Origin of the sequence: Marivirga tractuosa DSM 4126, assembly GCF_000183425.1 — a bacterium.
Lineage (GTDB): Bacteria > Bacteroidota > Bacteroidia > Cytophagales > Cyclobacteriaceae > Marivirga > Marivirga tractuosa.
The window spans coordinates 2304737-2320938 of the sequence record NC_014759.1 but is presented as its reverse complement, the minus strand read 5'-3'; the positions used below and the strand labels follow the sequence as shown (position 1 = coordinate 2320938).

At 34.6% G+C, this 16202-nt stretch carries 18 protein-coding genes; 7 read left to right on the top strand and 11 right to left on the bottom strand.

Features of this window, described 5'->3' with window-relative positions; all coding sequences use genetic code 11:
- Positions 1 to 11: 11 nt before the first annotated feature.
- Together FTRAC_RS09680 and FTRAC_RS09675 are read right to left on the bottom strand one after the other, a co-directional pair.
- Positions 12 to 746 carry a DUF6048 family protein gene (locus FTRAC_RS09680; protein ID WP_013454059.1) on the bottom strand — a complete coding sequence of 245 codons (735 nt, stop codon included), beginning with the start codon at positions 744 to 746 and terminating at the stop codon, positions 12 to 14.
- Entirely contained in the window at positions 715 to 1209 is a 495-nt protein-coding gene (locus FTRAC_RS09675; protein ID WP_013454058.1) for a DUF6452 family protein, read from the bottom strand. The genes FTRAC_RS09680 and FTRAC_RS09675 overlap by 32 nt, the downstream gene beginning before the upstream one ends.
- A gap of 231 nt (positions 1210 to 1440) precedes the next feature.
- Between FTRAC_RS09675 and rimO the strand changes: the two genes are divergently transcribed.
- The 4 genes from rimO to FTRAC_RS09655 all read left to right on the top strand — a co-directional run bounded on the left by rimO (position 1441) and on the right by FTRAC_RS09655 (position 5418).
- Entirely contained in the window at positions 1441 to 2751 is a 1311-nt protein-coding gene (rimO, locus tag FTRAC_RS09670; RefSeq protein ID WP_013454057.1) for a 30S ribosomal protein S12 methylthiotransferase RimO, read from the top strand.
- Between the two features lie 9 nt (positions 2752 to 2760).
- The gene (bshC, locus tag FTRAC_RS09665) at positions 2761 to 4326 is read left to right on the top strand and encodes a bacillithiol biosynthesis cysteine-adding enzyme BshC (protein ID WP_013454056.1); all 1566 of its coding nucleotides are present in this window, start codon (positions 2761 to 2763) and stop codon (positions 4324 to 4326) included.
- Positions 4319 to 4894 (top strand): 5-formyltetrahydrofolate cyclo-ligase, encoded by a 576-nt coding sequence (locus FTRAC_RS09660; protein ID WP_013454055.1) that lies wholly within the window; start codon positions 4319 to 4321, stop codon positions 4892 to 4894. The genes bshC and FTRAC_RS09660 overlap by 8 nt, the downstream gene beginning before the upstream one ends.
- A gap of 317 nt (positions 4895 to 5211) precedes the next feature.
- Entirely contained in the window at positions 5212 to 5418 is a 207-nt protein-coding gene (locus tag FTRAC_RS09655; protein WP_013454054.1) for a hypothetical protein, read from the top strand.
- Here the strand turns inward: FTRAC_RS09655 and FTRAC_RS09650 are convergent.
- From FTRAC_RS09650 to acs, 3 genes are all read right to left on the bottom strand, one after another.
- Complete coding sequence (locus FTRAC_RS09650) at positions 5415 to 6470, bottom strand: potassium channel family protein (RefSeq protein ID WP_013454053.1); 1056 nt, start codon at positions 6468 to 6470, stop codon at positions 5415 to 5417. The genes FTRAC_RS09655 and FTRAC_RS09650 overlap by 4 nt on opposite strands.
- The gene (locus FTRAC_RS09645) at positions 6470 to 8728 is read right to left on the bottom strand and encodes a tetratricopeptide repeat protein (RefSeq protein ID WP_013454052.1); all 2259 of its coding nucleotides are present in this window, start codon (positions 8726 to 8728) and stop codon (positions 6470 to 6472) included. The genes FTRAC_RS09650 and FTRAC_RS09645 overlap by 1 nt, the downstream gene beginning before the upstream one ends.
- Positions 8729 to 8833: 105 nt before the next feature.
- Positions 8834 to 10729, bottom strand: coding sequence for an acetate--CoA ligase (acs, locus tag FTRAC_RS09640; RefSeq protein WP_013454051.1), 1896 nt, complete (start codon positions 10727 to 10729; stop codon positions 8834 to 8836).
- Between the two features lie 244 nt (positions 10730 to 10973).
- On the opposite strand from acs, the gene FTRAC_RS09635 reads away from it, so the two are divergent.
- From FTRAC_RS09635 to FTRAC_RS09625, 3 genes are all read left to right on the top strand, one after another.
- Positions 10974 to 11432, top strand: coding sequence for a hypothetical protein (locus FTRAC_RS09635; protein ID WP_013454050.1), 459 nt, complete (start codon positions 10974 to 10976; stop codon positions 11430 to 11432).
- A gap of 118 nt (positions 11433 to 11550) precedes the next feature.
- Positions 11551 to 11784 (top strand): hypothetical protein, encoded by a 234-nt coding sequence (locus tag FTRAC_RS09630; protein WP_013454049.1) that lies wholly within the window; start codon positions 11551 to 11553, stop codon positions 11782 to 11784.
- Positions 11781 to 11960, top strand: coding sequence for a hypothetical protein (locus FTRAC_RS09625; RefSeq protein ID WP_041649685.1), 180 nt, complete (start codon positions 11781 to 11783; stop codon positions 11958 to 11960). Before FTRAC_RS09630 ends, FTRAC_RS09625 begins: the two co-directional genes overlap by 4 nt.
- Before the next feature lie 185 nt (positions 11961 to 12145).
- Here FTRAC_RS09625 and coaE read toward each other — a convergent pair whose 3' ends face one another.
- From coaE to nusB, 6 genes are all read right to left on the bottom strand, one after another.
- Positions 12146 to 12733: a dephospho-CoA kinase gene (coaE, locus tag FTRAC_RS09620; protein ID WP_013454048.1), complete on the bottom strand. Its 588-nt coding sequence runs from the start codon at positions 12731 to 12733 to the stop codon at positions 12146 to 12148.
- The gene (locus FTRAC_RS09615) at positions 12730 to 13707 is read right to left on the bottom strand and encodes a YbbR-like domain-containing protein (protein WP_013454047.1); all 978 of its coding nucleotides are present in this window, start codon (positions 13705 to 13707) and stop codon (positions 12730 to 12732) included. The genes coaE and FTRAC_RS09615 overlap by 4 nt, the downstream gene beginning before the upstream one ends.
- A 4-nt stretch (positions 13708 to 13711) precedes the next feature.
- Positions 13712 to 14029 carry a preprotein translocase subunit YajC gene (gene yajC, locus FTRAC_RS09610; protein WP_013454046.1) on the bottom strand — a complete coding sequence of 106 codons (318 nt, stop codon included), beginning with the start codon at positions 14027 to 14029 and terminating at the stop codon, positions 13712 to 13714.
- A 6-nt stretch (positions 14030 to 14035) separates the two neighbouring features.
- On the bottom strand, positions 14036 to 14605 hold the full coding sequence (locus tag FTRAC_RS09605; protein ID WP_013454045.1) for a DUF1573 domain-containing protein: 570 nt from the start codon (positions 14603 to 14605) through the stop codon (positions 14036 to 14038).
- A 36-nt stretch (positions 14606 to 14641) separates the two neighbouring features.
- Positions 14642 to 14941 carry a YtxH domain-containing protein gene (locus FTRAC_RS09600; protein ID WP_013454044.1) on the bottom strand — a complete coding sequence of 100 codons (300 nt, stop codon included), beginning with the start codon at positions 14939 to 14941 and terminating at the stop codon, positions 14642 to 14644.
- Positions 14942 to 15035: 94 nt separating this feature from the next.
- A complete protein-coding gene (gene nusB / locus FTRAC_RS09595; protein ID WP_013454043.1) occupies positions 15036 to 16184 on the bottom strand; it encodes a transcription antitermination factor NusB in 1149 nt (382 codons plus the stop codon).
- Between the last annotated feature and the right edge of the window lie 18 nt (positions 16185 to 16202).

Below are 16202 nucleotides of genomic sequence, written 5' to 3'. Positions count from 1 at the left end.
GTAAATTAATTTTACCTAGACCTTTCCATAACTTGTTTTTCTTTCCAAGGGATTCTGTAGGTCAGATAGTAATTGAATGTCCACCTGTTCTTAAACTCCGCTCTGCCAAAACCAGGAATGTCATAGGTACGGAACTCAGTTGCATCAAAAATCTTTCTGTTTAATTGAATCCTAAAAGTATATCCCATATAAAGATTTTTCAAAACCATTACCCTCAAGCCTGTTGTCATTTCAAACCATCTTGCACTTACAGCATCGTTATTGAGTGATTCTTCATATGGACCATAAACTGGACTGTTTAAAGTAGTATTGAGTGATTCGGAAAAATTTGCTCTAGCGTATCGGAGGCCAAATGTTAAAGTATTATGATCAGGATCAAATTTTAGGAAATCTGCTTCTAAGCCTACTCTATAGTAACTTCCATTATTTTTATAATCAAATTCATCAGTGCTTATTTGGTAGGTATTTATTCCATAAGACCCGATAAGGTAGATTCTATGAAAATCAATGTCAGCCTGAAATTCATATCGCATTCTATTATTACCAAATGCATTCACTCCTAAGGCAACTAAATCAGTGCCTAAGCGAATTCCAGTTGGAATAAAAAAAGACTTAGGTACCTTAGAACTTTCAGGTCTTTTTACGTTTTGCTCAACAGAATCGATTTCCTCGCTGCTATCTGGCACTTGACCAAATAGCGAAATGCTGATAAGACTAAAAAATAAACAACTTAATATTAGGCGCATTTACAGTCCTTTTTAATGTATCATTTACTATAACAAGTGAATCAAAAGTTTGAAAAGCAGTATCCATGCCAAAAAATTCCATATCAATTCCACATTCTGGTGAATCAACTCTATTTCTTTTCTCATAAGTGAATTGAATGGTATCACCATAACTAATAGTGTCGCCAGCATTATTTATAGAATAATAAAAATAGAAATCTGTTTGATTTTCTACTGGGCTCAAAGGCAGCCTGAAGTTAGAAATGGTAACGGTGTCATTAAGAATGAAAATACTATCGGTCTGTGGACTAAATATACTGTCAAATCTAACTTCCTTTGGTCTTTCTTCAAGATTTGCATTTAGAGTTACTGTGCTGAAAGTAACATAATCTACATTTATACTTCCACAGTTGCTATCCACATCGCAAGCAAAGATGACGGTGATTAACAACAAAACTACGCTTTTTTTGATAATTGACTCCATGAGGGTGCAAAGATATTATATATTCTGACAAGCTAAACGACTTATAAAGGAATTGATTGTAATTCATCACATCAGAAAACAATTCCTCTAATATTTGATTAACTTTGCATCTTGAAACAGGCTTAATGCGATTTGTAAATGCTTGAACAACAATCTCAATTGTATTTATAAATTAATTCGCACGATGAAGTGTAGTCTGTTACTGATATATTTTTAAAAGAGGAGAAAATTTTGAAGACGAAAGGATTAAAGAAAGACAAAGTGAATGTAGTCACATTGGGATGTTCCAAAAACTTGGTGGATTCTGAAGTGATGATCACACAATTAAGAGGAAACAGCATTGATGTTACCCATGAATCAGATAAGGACGATTCTAACATTATTGTGGTGAATACATGCGGTTTTATAGATAATGCAAAACAAGAATCTATTGATACTATTTTGCGCTATGCTGATGCAAAGGAAGAGGGTATAATTGAGAAATTATATGTAACGGGATGTCTTTCACAGCGATATAAAGATGATTTAGAAAAGGAAATTCCACAGGTGGATGCTTTTTTTGGTACTATGGAATTGCCCATGTTATTGAAAAAATTTAATGCTGATTATAAGCATGAATTAGTAGGGGAGAGAATAACTACCACTGCCAATCATTTTGCTTACATGAAAATTGCGGAGGGTTGTGATCGTCCGTGTTCCTTTTGTGCGATTCCCATTATGCGTGGTAAGCACGTTTCACGTCCAATTGAGGAATTAGTGAAAGAAGCTAAAAATATGGCTAGAAATGGTACTAAAGAGATTTTGCTTATTGCTCAAGATTCCACTTACTATGGTTTGGACATATACAAAAAAAGAAATCTAGCTGAGTTGTTAAGGCAACTTTCCGATGTTGAAGGTATTGAATGGATTCGATTGCATTATGCTTTCCCTACGGGTTTCCCTGAAGATATTCTGGATGTAATGGCAGAGCGAGATAATATTTGCAATTACCTAGATATGCCGCTTCAACATGGTTCTACCAAAATGTTGAAAATGATGCGTAGAGGTACTACCCATGAAAAGCAAGCCGCTTTAATTAAAAGAATTAGAGAAAAGGTTCCTGGAATTGCCTTACGAACTACCTTAATAGCGGGGCATCCTGGTGAAACGGAAGAAGATTTTCAGGAAATGATGGATTTTGTAAGGGATACAAGATTTGATCGCTTAGGGATTTTCCCATATTCCCATGAGGAAAATACACATGCCTACAGTTTTGAAGACGATGTGCCAGAAGAAATCAAACAAGAAAGAGCAGATGCCGTAATGGAATTACAAACTCAAATTTCTCACGAGTTGAATCAGGAGAAAATTGGCAAAACTTTTAAGGTGTTGATCGATAAAAAAGAAGGTGGATTTTTTGTAGGCAGAACAGAACATGACTCACCAGAAGTGGATAATGAGGTACTTATTGATGCCACTGAAAACTATGTAAGAATTGGTGATTTCGTTGATGTGGAGATCACGGATGCCACTGAGTTTGATTTATACGGTAATTTGAAATAACAATTAAATATGAAGGTAGCGTGTATTGATTTTGCTGAAACAGGGCTTTTTGCTCCTATTTTTAATGATTTTATTCAACAAAAAGAAGAACTCAGAAAATTCTACCATCGCTACCCAAGCCTTGAAGCTTTTCAAGAGCAAATTCAGGAGAAATCACAACATAAGATTAATCGATCAGGACTTGTTCAGGTATTGGAAGCTCAATATGCTGAAGTTTCTATGGTTGAGGAGGCTGTAAAGCGGAACATGGAGAGTTTGGGCGCTGATAAAACCTTTACACTTACTACCGGACATCAGCTTAATATATTTACGGGTCCACTTTATTTTCATTTTAAAATCATCACAGTAATCAATGCTGCAAAGCAATTAAAGACGAAATATCCTGATTATAATTTTGTACCCGTTTATTGGATGGCATCAGAAGACCATGATTTGGAGGAGATAAAGAGTGTTCAACTTGAGGGTAAAAAGTTTAAATGGAATACTGAGCAGACCGGTGCAGTTGGAAGGATGAAAACTGAGGGCTTAGACGAGTTAGCGAAAGAAATTACTGGAGAAAGCAGCATTTTTTACAAAGCTTACTCACAAGCAGATAACTTAGCAGATGCAGTTAGGGAATATGTGAATGCCATTTATGGGAAATATGGCTTGATAGTGTTAGATGCTGATAATACTAATTTAAAGGCAGAATTTAAAAATGTGATTCATAAGGATGTGGTTCATAATACTGCAAACGAACTGGTAGAAAACTGCTCTAAATCATTGGATGGAATTGGATATAAGACCCAGTCTTTCCCTCGAGAGATCAATTTCTTTTATTTGAAAGATAATCTAAGGGAAAGAATTGTAAAGGAAAACGGTCAGTATGCAGTATTAAATACCGAAATTCAATTTACTGAAGCAGAAATAAAATCAGAAATTGATAATCATCCAGAAAGGTTTAGTCCTAATGTTGTTTTAAGACCCTTATATCAAGAAGCTATTTTACCCAATTTGGCTTATACCGGAGGGCCAGCTGAAGTAGCTTATTGGATGCAGCTGAAGTCTGTTTTTGAAGATTTTCAAATCCCTTTCCCAATTTTGCTGCCTCGAAATTTTGGAATGATCATTCCTAATAGGATTCGTCATAAGGTTAAGAAATTAAAATTAAATGAGCTTGATTTTTTTACTGAAAGGGAGTTGTTGAAAAAGCAGGTGACCAAGAGAATCACTGCCCAAAAGTTGAATTTGAATGAAGAGCGTCAAGAGCTAAATGTGATTTTGGAAAAAATTAAGCACTTTGCAGGAGAAGTAGATGGGAGCTTATCTCAAATGACAGAGGCCGAAACAGAGAAAGTGAGCAATGCCCTTGATAAGATTGAGAAGAAGATGATGGCTGCAGAGAAAAGGAAACATTCTGATAAAATGCGTCAAATTGATGAGATAAAGGATTTTCTATTTCCAGGGAATGGGCTTCAAGAGCGTAAGGAGAATTTTCTAAGCTTTTATAAAGCGGATGATAAGTTTATTAAGAAATTGACAAAAGCTTTTGATCCTTTTAACTTGCAATTCCATATAATGAGATGGGATGGATAAAAATACCTTAAGAAAAGTTTATCTAGAAAAAAGGAGATTTTTAAGTCAATCTGAATACGAAAGAAGAAATCACTTGCTCTACCATCGGCTAATTGAATTTCAGCAAATACATCAGTTTCATTGTATCCATACCTTTATTCCTATCAAAGAAAACAAGGAGCCCGATACTTTTCCTTTCATTCAGTATTTATGGAGTAACGAAAGCAATGTGGAGGTCATTACCGCTATTTCTGATTTGAATAGCCCAATACTAAATCATGTACAAATCACAGAAGGCACTACTTTTTTAGAAAATAAGTGGGGGATTCCAGAGCCACAAAATAGTGCCCCTTATCCTATTAATAAAATTGATTGTGTACTAGTACCCATGGTGGTCGGAAGTAAAACTGGACATAGGATTGGCTATGGCAAAGGATATTACGATAGGTTTTTGCAAAGTTGCAAAGACACAACGCAATTTGTAGGGGTTACTTTAGGGCCATTGCTAGAGGGTGATGCTTTTGCAGGGGAATTTGATATCCCAATGCATAGTATGATAACACCTTTTGAGGTAGTTGAAATCAAGTAGACATTCTATTTAGGGCCTGCTTAAAAACGATGTTCCAATAATCATCTCTAATATACTATATTCATTATATTTTTTATGTTAGCTGTTTTTTAGCAAGCCCTATTTAATTTTTCTGCTCATCTGTTATTTTCTTAAAATATCCTCTTTGATTGATTTACCATTCGCTGAAATTCTGATCTTATTTTTTTTGGTCTAAAAAAAATCAAATTCATCTGATTAGTTAAATGCATTTCTGAATTTTATCGAAACTTAATATAATTTTGCAAGTTCAATGAACTGAATATTTAAAAGAGGTTTAGAAATTAAGAAGATTATTAATGTCGATTTCAATAGAAACGGTAAGGGTAGGAAAGGATTATTATCTAATTAATTATGGAGAAGTCCATGAGTTTAGAGTAACCAAAGCCACAGGTCACAAGGATTTCGTATGCAAAGACTTAACCACTCTGGAAGAATTTAATCTAAGTGAATTAACAGCATACGGGAAAGGCAAGGATTTCGAATTTTATGGCCTAGAAGACTAAACCCCTTCATGTAATTGGAATACTTTCCTTATAATTTTTTCAGTTTTTTGATTCATTAACATAAGCAAATAATCACCTTCTTTGATATTGAAATTATCAGAAGGGTTTTTGTATACTATTCTTTTACCGTTTTCAATCCTTACCAAGCCTAATAGGATTACATTCTCATTTTTCTTTAAATCGTAAAAGGCTTTGTCGTATTGTTGTCCGTTATAGGGGTTTGATTCTAATACTTTGTATTGTTTCATGTCATAATCAGAATCTGTGGTGGGGAAGGCTAAAATTTCTTCTGAAAATAATGCTACATCAGGCTCAAACATATAGCTGGCTAATAATCGGCTAGCAATTTCATTTCGTGAAATCGCATGAGTTACTCCGGCACTCATAAAGGTCTGTTTTAAGTTAGAATTTTCGAGTGTAACAGTATAATTTAAGCCCTCATATTCTTTTTTGAGATTTAAAATATAAACCAATTTCTCTGTGTCATCATCTAAATTGATAAAAACAGTACTGGATTTTTTGATATTGACTTTTTCCAGTAACTCAAAATTTTCATAGTCGCTATATAAAATGAATAAGTTTTTATCCTGATAAAGCTCTTTTAATAGGTCTATATTTTCCCTGTTTTTAGTAACAATAGCTACTTTTCTTCCAGCTTTAATGAGCTGATCAATCACGGTTTTCCCAAAATTTGTCCAACCGATAACCACAATGTGGTTTTTAAAATCTGTTCCGTACATACCAATTTTTTTATTTTCCTTTATTTTCGCAATAATTGAAGATACCTGACCTATTAATAAACCATATACTCCTAAACTTAAAAGGATCAGAATGTAACCAATTGCTCTTCCTCCTGTCGATGTAGGCACCAAATCGCCATAACCAACAGTGGTTAAGGTTACTATTGAATACCAGAAGGCATCTGATAAATTATCTATTTTGCCATCTTCTGAAAGCAATTCGAATTCAAGTAGATTAAATACTAAAAAAAGGAATACTGCAACAAAGGCGAGTAGATAATAAATTAGTCTTTTATAACTTCTAAAACCCATTATTGTAGTTTAAATCCAATAACTAATATGTCATCTGTTTGCGGATTGCTTCCACGCCAACGGATAAAAGATTCCTCAAGATGATCTTTTTGCTCGTTAATGCCTAATTCACCAATTTCTTGGAGTAAGTCGCGAAACTTCTTTTTCATGAATTTCTTGTTTTTAGACCCTCCAAATTGATCTTGAAAACCATCCGAACTTAGATAAATAGTATTGCCAGGTTTATAATCAATTTCTTTTTTTAAGAATACCTTATTTTTTTGTTGACTGCTTCCCACGCTATATCTATCTGGTTTAATGACTTCAATTTCATCATTTCTGCGTAGGTACAGTGGGATTTTAGCCCCTGTGTATTCTAATCTCTTATTCTTTTTATCTAGCATTACTAAACTGATGTCCAGACCATCAGTATTGGCATTTTCTAATTGTTTCTGATGTAAATTTTGCTGTATTTTTTGGTCAAGTAAGGAGACAATTAAATCGGGTGAGGTAATGCCCGTTTCAATAACTATTTGATTTAAAAGGGAATTGGCCAATACGGTCATAAAAGCACCTGGAACTCCATGACCAGTGCAATCTACTAAGGCAATGGCAATTTTATTTTCTATTTCCGTGAACCAGTAAAAATCACCACTTACTATATCTCGAGGCTTAAACAATATAAAAGAATCAGGTAATACCTCTTTGATTGTTGATATTTGAGGCAGAAGAGAATCTTGAATTTGTTTTGCGTAAGTTATACTATCGGTAATTTGTTGGTTTTTAGCTGCAAGTGAATTTCCTTTCTCAGCCAATTCTTCTTTTTGGGATTCGATTTCCTCTTTTTGTTCTTGTATGGCTATATTTTGTTCGTTTAATGCTTGGTTTGCCCTGTTTTTTAGTTTGTTTCTATTGTAAAGTATAAGGATTAAAATTATCAGAAGCACTAAGCCAGCACTTAGAGCTATAATGAAAAAGCTTCTTTGCTCTGCTTGTAATTCTTTGATGTTGTTGTCTCTTTGTAATAGCCCAATTTCCTTTTCCTTTTTCTCAATTTTATAGAGTGCTTCAATTTCTGCTATTGCCCTAATATTTTCTTCTTTGAATTTTCTTTCAGATTCCAACATGTATAATTTCATGTAGATTAAGGCATTATCTTTATCTCCCATTTTATCATATAGGCGAGACAATTTTTGATAGGTATCCTTTAGTATGCTTGATGAGTTTATTTTTTGTGCAATAGTGGAACTGTTCTTTAGTTCTGCTATAGCTTGTTGGTAATTTTCTTCATTGATGTGAATGTCACCTGTTTCTAATCCTATTCGAGCTTCTAATTCAGCCATATTTTGCTCCTTTGCTAGGGTTTTGGCATTTCTGAAATACTGTTTTGCCATGTCAAATTCATTTTTGCTTTGATAAATTTTCCCTATATCAAAATAAGAATAAGCCAAACCAGTTTTGTCATTGGCTGCGGAATCAATTTCCATTGCTCTTTTAAAGCTTTGCAATGCACTGTCAATTTTACCTGTGGCAAGGTAGAAATTACCAATATTACTGTGGGTGGTAGCAATATTGTAAGGCTCTCCATTTTCTTGAGCTAATGCCAATGCTTCTAGGAGATATTCCTTAGATTTTTCATAAGTTCCCATTTCTTGATAAATGAGACCTATTGAATTTAGCGTTATTTCTTTACCTTGACTAATTTGCAATTCCTCTTTTATTTTTAAGGACTGAATGCAGTGCTGGATAGCTAAATTATAGCGCTCCATATAGGTATATATATCACAAATTAAAGCTAATAGATTTGCTTGTTGAGATTTGTTCTCTAAGCTATAAGCTAAGTCCAATGAAGATTCAGCAAAACTTAATGCTGTTTTATAGCGATCCCGATAAAAATATATATTGGCTAAGGAAGTAGACGATTCAAGCTCTCCCAGCTTATTGTCATTATTATTAAAAATTTCATAAGCTGTTAGTAAATGGTTTTCTGTATTTGCAAAATCATCTACTAAATAATAATAATCACCCAAATAATATTGACCCCACCCATAGCTATTACTTAATGTATCAGTGTCTGATAATGCTATTAGTTCTTCAGCGTACAGCCTCATAGCATTGGGGTTTGAATTTCGGTAGCTTTTACAAAGTGCTATTAATACATTTTGTTTGTCAGCTTTAGATAATTCTGTTGATAATAAATTCTCTAAACTATCAGGATTTTGAGCTAATGAAGCATTGCTCAGGATAAGAAATATGAATAGGGGGATTAGAGTTTTCATAGAAACTCCAATATAATAATAATTACTTTTATTTGTATAAAATAAGTACTATTCAAAAGGGAATTGAAATACAGCTCCTGAAAAAAGCAGGAGCTGTATTTTAGTTTATTTAGCTCCTGCTTTTATCTCATCCACTATTTCAGGGTTTAATAATGTAGAAGTATCACCCAAATTACTTGTGTCCCCTTCAGCAATTTTTCTTAATATTCTACGCATAATTTTACCAGATCGTGTTTTAGGCAATCCGGAAACCACCTGAATCTTATCTGGTTTAGCAATAGCTCCGATTATGTTTCGAACTGTTTCACTTATTTCATTGATTAGGTTTTCTTCTGTTCTGTTTTCTAAATCACAAATCACATAAGCATAAATGCCCTGTCCTTTTACTTCATGCGGATAACCAACTACTGCTGATTCAATTACTTTAGGGTGCTCGTTAATGGCGTTCTCCACCTCAGCAGTTCCCATTCTATGTCCGGAAACATTGATTACATCATCTACTCTACCTAAAATTCTGTAATAACCGTCTTCATCCCGTTTGACTCCATCACCAGTGAAATACATATTTTTATAAGTAGCGAAATATGTATTTTTGCATCTTTCATGGTCGCCATAAGTGGTTCTCAGCATGCCTGGCCATGGAAATTTCATACATAGATTTCCTTCTACTGAATTTCCTTTTAGTTCATTCCCATCCGCATCTACAATCACAGGCTGAATACCTGGAAGTGGGAGGGTAGCATAAGAAGGTTTTGTAGGCGTAATTCCAGCTAAAGGAGAAATCATGATGCCACCAGTTTCTGTTTGCCACCAAGTATCTACTACAGGGCATTTGCCTTTCCCCACATGGGAATGATACCAATGCCAAGCCTCTTCATTGATAGGCTCACCCACCGTTCCTAATACTTTTAACGAGCTTAAATCTCTTTTGTCAACTGGCTCCGTGCCGTAAGCCTGCAAAGCTCGTATTGCAGTAGGGGCTGTGTAAAATTGATTTACTTTATATTTATCCACCACATCCCAAAAGCGACCAGCATCAGGATAGGTAGGAACACCTTCAAACATCACCGTGGTGGCTCCCGCTAAAAGTGGGCCATACACAATGTAGGAATGACCGGTAATCCAGCCTACATCAGCGGTACACCAATACACATCGCCTTGGTCGTATTGAAATACATTTTCAAAGGAATATTTGGTATATACCATGTAACCACCACAAGTATGCACCACACCTTTTGGTTTTCCTGTTGATCCTGAAGTGTAGAGAATGAATAGCATATCTTCAGCGTCCATTACTTCTGCCGAGCATTCGGTTGATTGACCTTTAATGGCATCTTCCCACCAAATATCTCTTCCCGCTTTCATTTCAACCCCTTCACCAGTTCTTTTAAAAACGATGACATTTTCTATGGTTTTGGTCTTTACTAAAGCTTCATCCACCACTGCTTTCACAGGAATTGATTTTGCACCTCTGAAATTTCCATCTGAAGTCAAGACCATTTTAGCTTGACAGTCATTAATTCGATCAGCTAATGCATTTGAGGAAAAGCCTGCAAAAACCACGGAATGGACTGCTCCAATTCTAGCGCAAGCTAGCATGGCAATGGCTGCTTCTGGCACCATTGGCATATAAATAATGACTCTATCGCCTTTTTTGATGCCTTTTGCTTTCATGGCATTGGCAAATTGGTTTACTTTTTCGTAGAGCTGTCGGAAGGTGATGGTTTGATTTTCATCACCAGGTTCATTGGGTTCCCAAATGATAGCAGGTTTATCGCCCATCGTAAAGAGATGTTTTTCCAAGATGTTTTCTGTGATATTCAGTTTGGCACCTTTAAACCATTCAATTTTTGGTTCCTCAAAATTCCATTCCACTATCTTTTCCCATCTTTTTTTCCAGTGAAACGAATCGGCAATTCTCGACCAAAACTGCTCTGGTTGGTGCACACTTCTTTGGTATTCGTGTATGTACCCACTAAGGGTATGAATTCTATCACTCATATTATATCAATTAGCTGTTTCTCTAAATTATTTTGAACTTAATTTAGTAAGATTTAGGCTAAAATGAAATGGTAGTGTGGGTTAAGGTGAATTGTGGATATGAATGTTGATGATTTAATAATTTTGTGATGCTATTTTACCGTTTTGGTTCGAGCATCCTTGCTCGGATCTTGACTTAAATTGAAGCAATTACAAGGCTAATTGAGGTTTAGTTTTTAGATTAGTGGAGAAATTTAATTTCAAAATGATTGTAACTTCAATAAATTGGTCAGAATATAGTTTAAAAAAATACAATAGATATGCACTTATAGTTTTATTTGCAATTGCTCTTGGCTTTCCTTTAAACCCAAAAAATTCTTCAACTAATTTTATTGAAAGACTTAATTTACCAAGTATAGCTTATCCAATTTCTATTTTTGTGATATTTCTTTTATTACTCTTAGTAGTTCTTTCCATTGTTAGGTTTCCTAAGAATGTGAAGAAGCATAAAATTGAAATCGATTCAGATAAGTTCAGTTTTGGGGAGGAGTCTATTTATTTAGGTAATATAGAATATGAGCTTAGTTTTAAAAGTAATGATAAGATTGAAGGTAAGCAGATTTGGGATTTTACAATTTTGAAACCTATGAAAAAATCTCATACATTATTACTTTCCTTTGATGAAAAAGAAGTCTTTGAAAACCTTTTAAAAGGTGATAACTAATCTCTCTGCTTTGTTAGAGAATAAAAAAACAACTAACATCAGTTATTTACAACAGGTGTTCTAGAAACCTGAACCAAATAATCCTTAAAAATTGTTAATTTGTAGAAAATGGAATCCTATGGATACAGTACAACTAAGAAAAAAAATTCATGAATATGTAGATCAAGCTGATGATAGATTTTTGACATTAATCACTGGCATGATAGAAGCAGACAAAAGCGGTGATTGGTGGGATGAACTGCATCCTAATTTAAAAGTTTCTTTAGATAGAGCTTTGGAACAATCAAAAAAAGGGGAGGGACGTCCACATGACGAGGTAATGAGTGAAATCAAATCAAAATACCTAAAGTGAATTACACTGTTAAATGGTTACCTGAAGCTGAATTGACTTATGCTTTAGTATTAGAGTATTTAGAGGAAAATTGGACTTCAAAGGAAATTGAAAAGTTTATTGATAGAACTGATGAAGTGATAAACTTTATAAGTCAGAACCCAGAACTGTATTTCTATTCAAAAAAGAAAGATTGATATCGAGCAGTTGTCACAAAGCAGGTGAGTTTGTATTATAAAATTCAATCTAATGAGGTTGAGCTTTTGATATTTTGGGACAATCGTCAGAATCCAGAGAAGCTAAAATTATAGATTTTAAATTAAGTAACCATCAAATAGCGCAAGCGTCCGCTTGTGCTTAATAAGCAAAGAGAACCCACAAATCACCCCGCCAATTGCTCATGCAAAGCCATCACCTGCTTAATAACAGACTTACTCTCATCATTATAAATCACATAATCCGCCAAACCCATTCTCTTCTCATCCGAAAATTGTTTTTTCATGATAGCCAAAACACTTTCTTTAGTTCTTTGCGGATCTCTTTCTAATGTTCTTTTTAGTCTGAGGTCTTGACTGGCATGGACGTTGATAGTGGCATCTAATTGTTTATAAGAACCCGTTTCAAACAATAAAGCCGCTTCTTTTAAGGTATAGGGTTTGTCAGCATGCAGGGCACACCAATTTTCAAAATCTTCACCTACTGCTGGGTGCACTAAGCTATTGAGTAATTTTAATTTTTCATCATCACCAAAGACTTCTTTGCTCAGATAATCTCTATTGAGGTCTCCATTTTCGAAATAGGCTTCTTCTCCAAAGTGATGAGCTATTTTAGCTTTAAGGTCTGGGTCGTTTGATTGGAGCCATTTCGCTCTGAAATCCGCTGGATAATTAGGGATGCCTAAGAGTTGAAAAACCTCGCAGATAAGACTTTTACCAGCTCCAATCCCACCTGTGATCCCTACTTTTTTCATCGGTCTAAATACTCAAAATGGATGCTATCAAAAGCAATTTCTCTGTTTTTCAATTGAGATGGTAGAATTTTAGCTTTTGGTAAAACTGTAGAATCGGAAGATTGAATATCATTGTAATCAACAATTAATTTAATACTATCTAAGTCATAGTTTCCAGCTAATTCTTCTCTGATTTCAAAACTAATCCGAGCTAAGCTATCCTTAAAAATGAATAAGTTGGAATCATTCGGAGCATTGATTTTTTCGAAAGGAAGCATTAATTCTTGTTTGATAAACTTCGCAACTGAAAAACTAATTTCCACTTCTACTGGATTTCTGCTTACAAGGCTAGAGCCAAAGGTTGGGAGGTATAGTTCTTTTGAGTAATCACTTGTAATATTCTCCTCTTCAATATCTAAAGCGATAGTATTTGGAATGTCTTTAATGAATCTAGCTGGGCCAGTAAAGCCAGCGGAATCATGTGATAGTTTGATTTCTGAGGTAAATTGATAACCTTCAGCCAAGTTGATCTTTGTGCTATCAACTGTTAATTTAGATTTGGTAGATTTTAGCGAATCAATATCTATTTTAAGGGTGTCATTTTCTACAAAATTCAGTTGAATTTCTGTCATTTGATCCGCAATGAGGCTGTATAGAGAATTGCCTAGTATATATTTTGTTTCTACTGGGTCTTCTAAGGGAACTTCAACAGGAGTAATAGTAAACCAGAACGTTTTTCTCAATAAATTCCATCCTCCTCCGCTGACATTAATACTCACCTTTTTAGGTGTTTCCTTTACTTGTACTAGAGCAGAATCAGGGTATGTGAATTTTATGGGATAGGTAATTCTTGTAGAATAATTGTCATTAAGCGCATTGAAAAACCAAAAAGTGGTAGCTGTGACTATGCACAAGACTACCACTTTTATAGTTTCATTTGATTGAGGCAACAGATAATTGCTCAACCAATCCCATATTTTTTCAAATTGCTTCAATAACTTATTTTTCTTGAAGTTTTTTACTTTGTTCTAAAGATACTGCAGACTTTTCAAAAATCATTTTAGTGCCTTTATCAACTTCTAAAATAATTTTGTCCTCTTCTACTTGGTAAACTTTTCCATGTAAGCCGCCAATAGTAACTACGGCATCTCCTTTTTTGATTTCAGCAATAAATTTCTTTTGATCCTTTTGCTTTTTTTGCTGCGGACGGATCATAAAGAAATAAAAGACTAAAATTATACCGCCAAATAAAAGTAATTGGCTCATCCAAGCGCTATCATCACCTGTAGTAGCTTGTGCTAAAATAAATTGTATCATTAATTATTATTGTTTTACGGGTCCAGAACCAGAAGCATTGGCCTTCGGCTCAACAAACGCTTTGATTGTTATGTTATTTGTTGCTGGCCAAGTGTTAGCAGTAATTCTTACTACTTTATTATCCTGGTTTTTCTTTCCTCTTGAGTTATATTTAACTTCAATTTCACCTTCTTCTCCTGGTGCTATTGGCTTATCTTTAGGATAAGATGGTACTGTACATCCGCAAGAAGAAGTAGCATTTGAAATAATTAAAGGAGCTTCGCCAGTATTCTTGAATTTAAACACTTTTGTAACTACCTCACCTTCAGTAATTGTGCCGAAGTCATGTGTTTTTTCTTCAAACTCCATACTTGGTAAAGGACCCTCAGGTTTTTGATTTGGGGTTTTGTTTTGAGCCTGTGGTTTTGCTTCAATAGCTGATTCTAATGCAGTGTTTTTACTTGCTGTACTCCCTCCATTTCCTTCAAGAGCGGCTACTCTTCTTTCAAGGTCAGTAACTCTTTTTTCAAGATCTCCAGAGCAAGATGCTAATGTAAGCAAAGCTGCTGCAGAAAATGCATATAATACACTTTTCATAATTTGATTATATATTTAGATTAAAAACTGATTTTATTATTTTTCTTTTTTCTTAATTTGACCTAATAGATCGTCAACATCAGTTAGGAGTTGTTCTGCTTTTTCTTTAGCAGAGTTGACTACCTTTTCTCCATCACTGCGGGCAGCACTTAAGCCTATCTCTTCTCCATTTGAAATGTCATTCAATAGGTCTTCTAGCATTTCTTTGTATTTGCCCAAGCGGTATGTTAGCTTGTCTCTAGTGTTCACACCGGTATCGGGGGCATACAAGATACCTGCAATGGCTCCGGCTGCTGCCCCGGCTATGAATGCGAATAAATTACTTCCTTTGCTCATGATTTTTTACTTTAGCTGTAAATATACAGTACATTAAAAACGATTCAAATGTCCTGCAAAAGTTTTTTAGTCTTACGAATAATGGAATGCATGGTTATTTATTATCAATTAAGCCTCTTCCGCTTTTTTTGATTTTGCCGTCCTTTTCAAGTTTTGCAGAAATTTTATCTAGCATTCCGTTTACAAAAATCTTACTTTTTTGTGTACTATAGTTTTTCGAGAGCTCAATATACTCATTAATAGTCACTTTAACAGGGATGCTCGGGAAATTCAACATTTCGCTAACCGCCATTTTCAGAATGATCATATCAACTATGGCTATTCGTTCTGAAGCCCAATTTTTTGCAAAATCTGAGACAATTTTTTCATATTCATCGTCATTGTTGATCGTATTGGTGAAGAGGTCTTTAAAGAATTCACTGTCATCTTCCCAATTGGCTGATAATTCAATTAATTCCAAATGCTGAGTATCTTCATCAATTGATTTGATGGTTTTTTTCAGCATTGATTTTAAGGCGGATTTATTTTCTTCCCAATATAAATCACGCTCAGCCATAAAGTTTGTAATGGCTTCGTTTTTTAAAATTATTTGCCTGCAGATTTGGTCTAATACCGCAACATCATCTTCAAAAGTTGGATTGTTCTTCTGCGTATATTCTTTATAAAAATCTGCTTTTCTCAGTGTATCTCTATACCACTCTTGAACATCAAGCTCATCATCCTTCCAGCTAGTGCCAAATCGGATAAATTCATTTTGTAGTGCATCGTCTTCATTGATGATTTTGATGGCTTTATTTTTATAAAGATTAAGCTCACTTTCGAAAATTTGATTCCCGCTTTCGGCTAATCTCTTATGTCTTTTCTCGATGTCCTCTTTGGTGAGCTCAGAAAATTCAACTAGAAGCTTTAAACTTAGGTAATAATTTTCCAAAAGCTTGTTTACAGCTTCTAGCATATCTTTTTTAATAAAAGACATGTCTTTCTTAACGTTATTTCGAAAATAATCAATGGCATTACTAACAGCCGAACGCACTTCAGGATTGGTGTCCTGTTCTTCTTTTATTTGATGAGCCCGATAATTGCTTTGAAAGATTTTCTTAGCGGTTTTTGCATTTTGTTTGAGCAGTGCTTTGTCTTGCACTTCCATAGAATTAAGGTCAGGAGTGAAGATTTCATCTATATAATCTTTTGCCAGTTCGAAGTTGGCGTCTTCGCACTTTTGAACGGCATAAAGCGCTTGCATAACTTTAATTCTTAAGGA

What these genes read in the sequence shown, in the direction of transcription:
- FTRAC_RS09645 (WP_013454052.1), bottom strand. Translation starts at nt 8,728, where the DNA reads ATGAAAACTCTAATCCCCCTATTCATATTTCTTATCCTGAGCAATGCT.
- bshC (WP_013454056.1), top strand. Translation starts at nt 2,761, where the DNA reads ATGAAGGTAGCGTGTATTGATTTTGCTGAAACAGGGCTTTTTGCTCCT.
- coaE (WP_013454048.1), bottom strand. Translation starts at nt 12,733, where the DNA reads ATGAAAAAAGTAGGGATCACAGGTGGGATTGGAGCTGGTAAAAGTCTT.
- FTRAC_RS09635 (WP_013454050.1), top strand. Translation starts at nt 10,974, where the DNA reads ATGATTGTAACTTCAATAAATTGGTCAGAATATAGTTTAAAAAAATAC.
- FTRAC_RS09655 (WP_013454054.1), top strand. Translation starts at nt 5,212, where the DNA reads ATGTCGATTTCAATAGAAACGGTAAGGGTAGGAAAGGATTATTATCTA.
- nusB (WP_013454043.1), bottom strand. Translation starts at nt 16,184, where the DNA reads ATGCAAGCGCTTTATGCCGTTCAAAAGTGCGAAGACGCCAACTTCGAA.
- acs (WP_013454051.1), bottom strand. Translation starts at nt 10,729, where the DNA reads ATGAGTGATAGAATTCATACCCTTAGTGGGTACATACACGAATACCAA.
- FTRAC_RS09630 (WP_013454049.1), top strand. Translation starts at nt 11,551, where the DNA reads ATGGATACAGTACAACTAAGAAAAAAAATTCATGAATATGTAGATCAA.
- FTRAC_RS09680 (WP_013454059.1), bottom strand. Translation starts at nt 746, where the DNA reads ATGCGCCTAATATTAAGTTGTTTATTTTTTAGTCTTATCAGCATTTCG.
- FTRAC_RS09650 (WP_013454053.1), bottom strand. Translation starts at nt 6,470, where the DNA reads ATGGGTTTTAGAAGTTATAAAAGACTAATTTATTATCTACTCGCCTTT.
- yajC (WP_013454046.1), bottom strand. Translation starts at nt 14,029, where the DNA reads ATGATACAATTTATTTTAGCACAAGCTACTACAGGTGATGATAGCGCT.
- FTRAC_RS09605 (WP_013454045.1), bottom strand. Translation starts at nt 14,605, where the DNA reads ATGAAAAGTGTATTATATGCATTTTCTGCAGCAGCTTTGCTTACATTA.
- FTRAC_RS09660 (WP_013454055.1), top strand. Translation starts at nt 4,319, where the DNA reads ATGGATAAAAATACCTTAAGAAAAGTTTATCTAGAAAAAAGGAGATTT.
- FTRAC_RS09675 (WP_013454058.1), bottom strand. Translation starts at nt 1,209, where the DNA reads ATGGAGTCAATTATCAAAAAAAGCGTAGTTTTGTTGTTAATCACCGTC.
- FTRAC_RS09600 (WP_013454044.1), bottom strand. Translation starts at nt 14,941, where the DNA reads ATGAGCAAAGGAAGTAATTTATTCGCATTCATAGCCGGGGCAGCAGCC.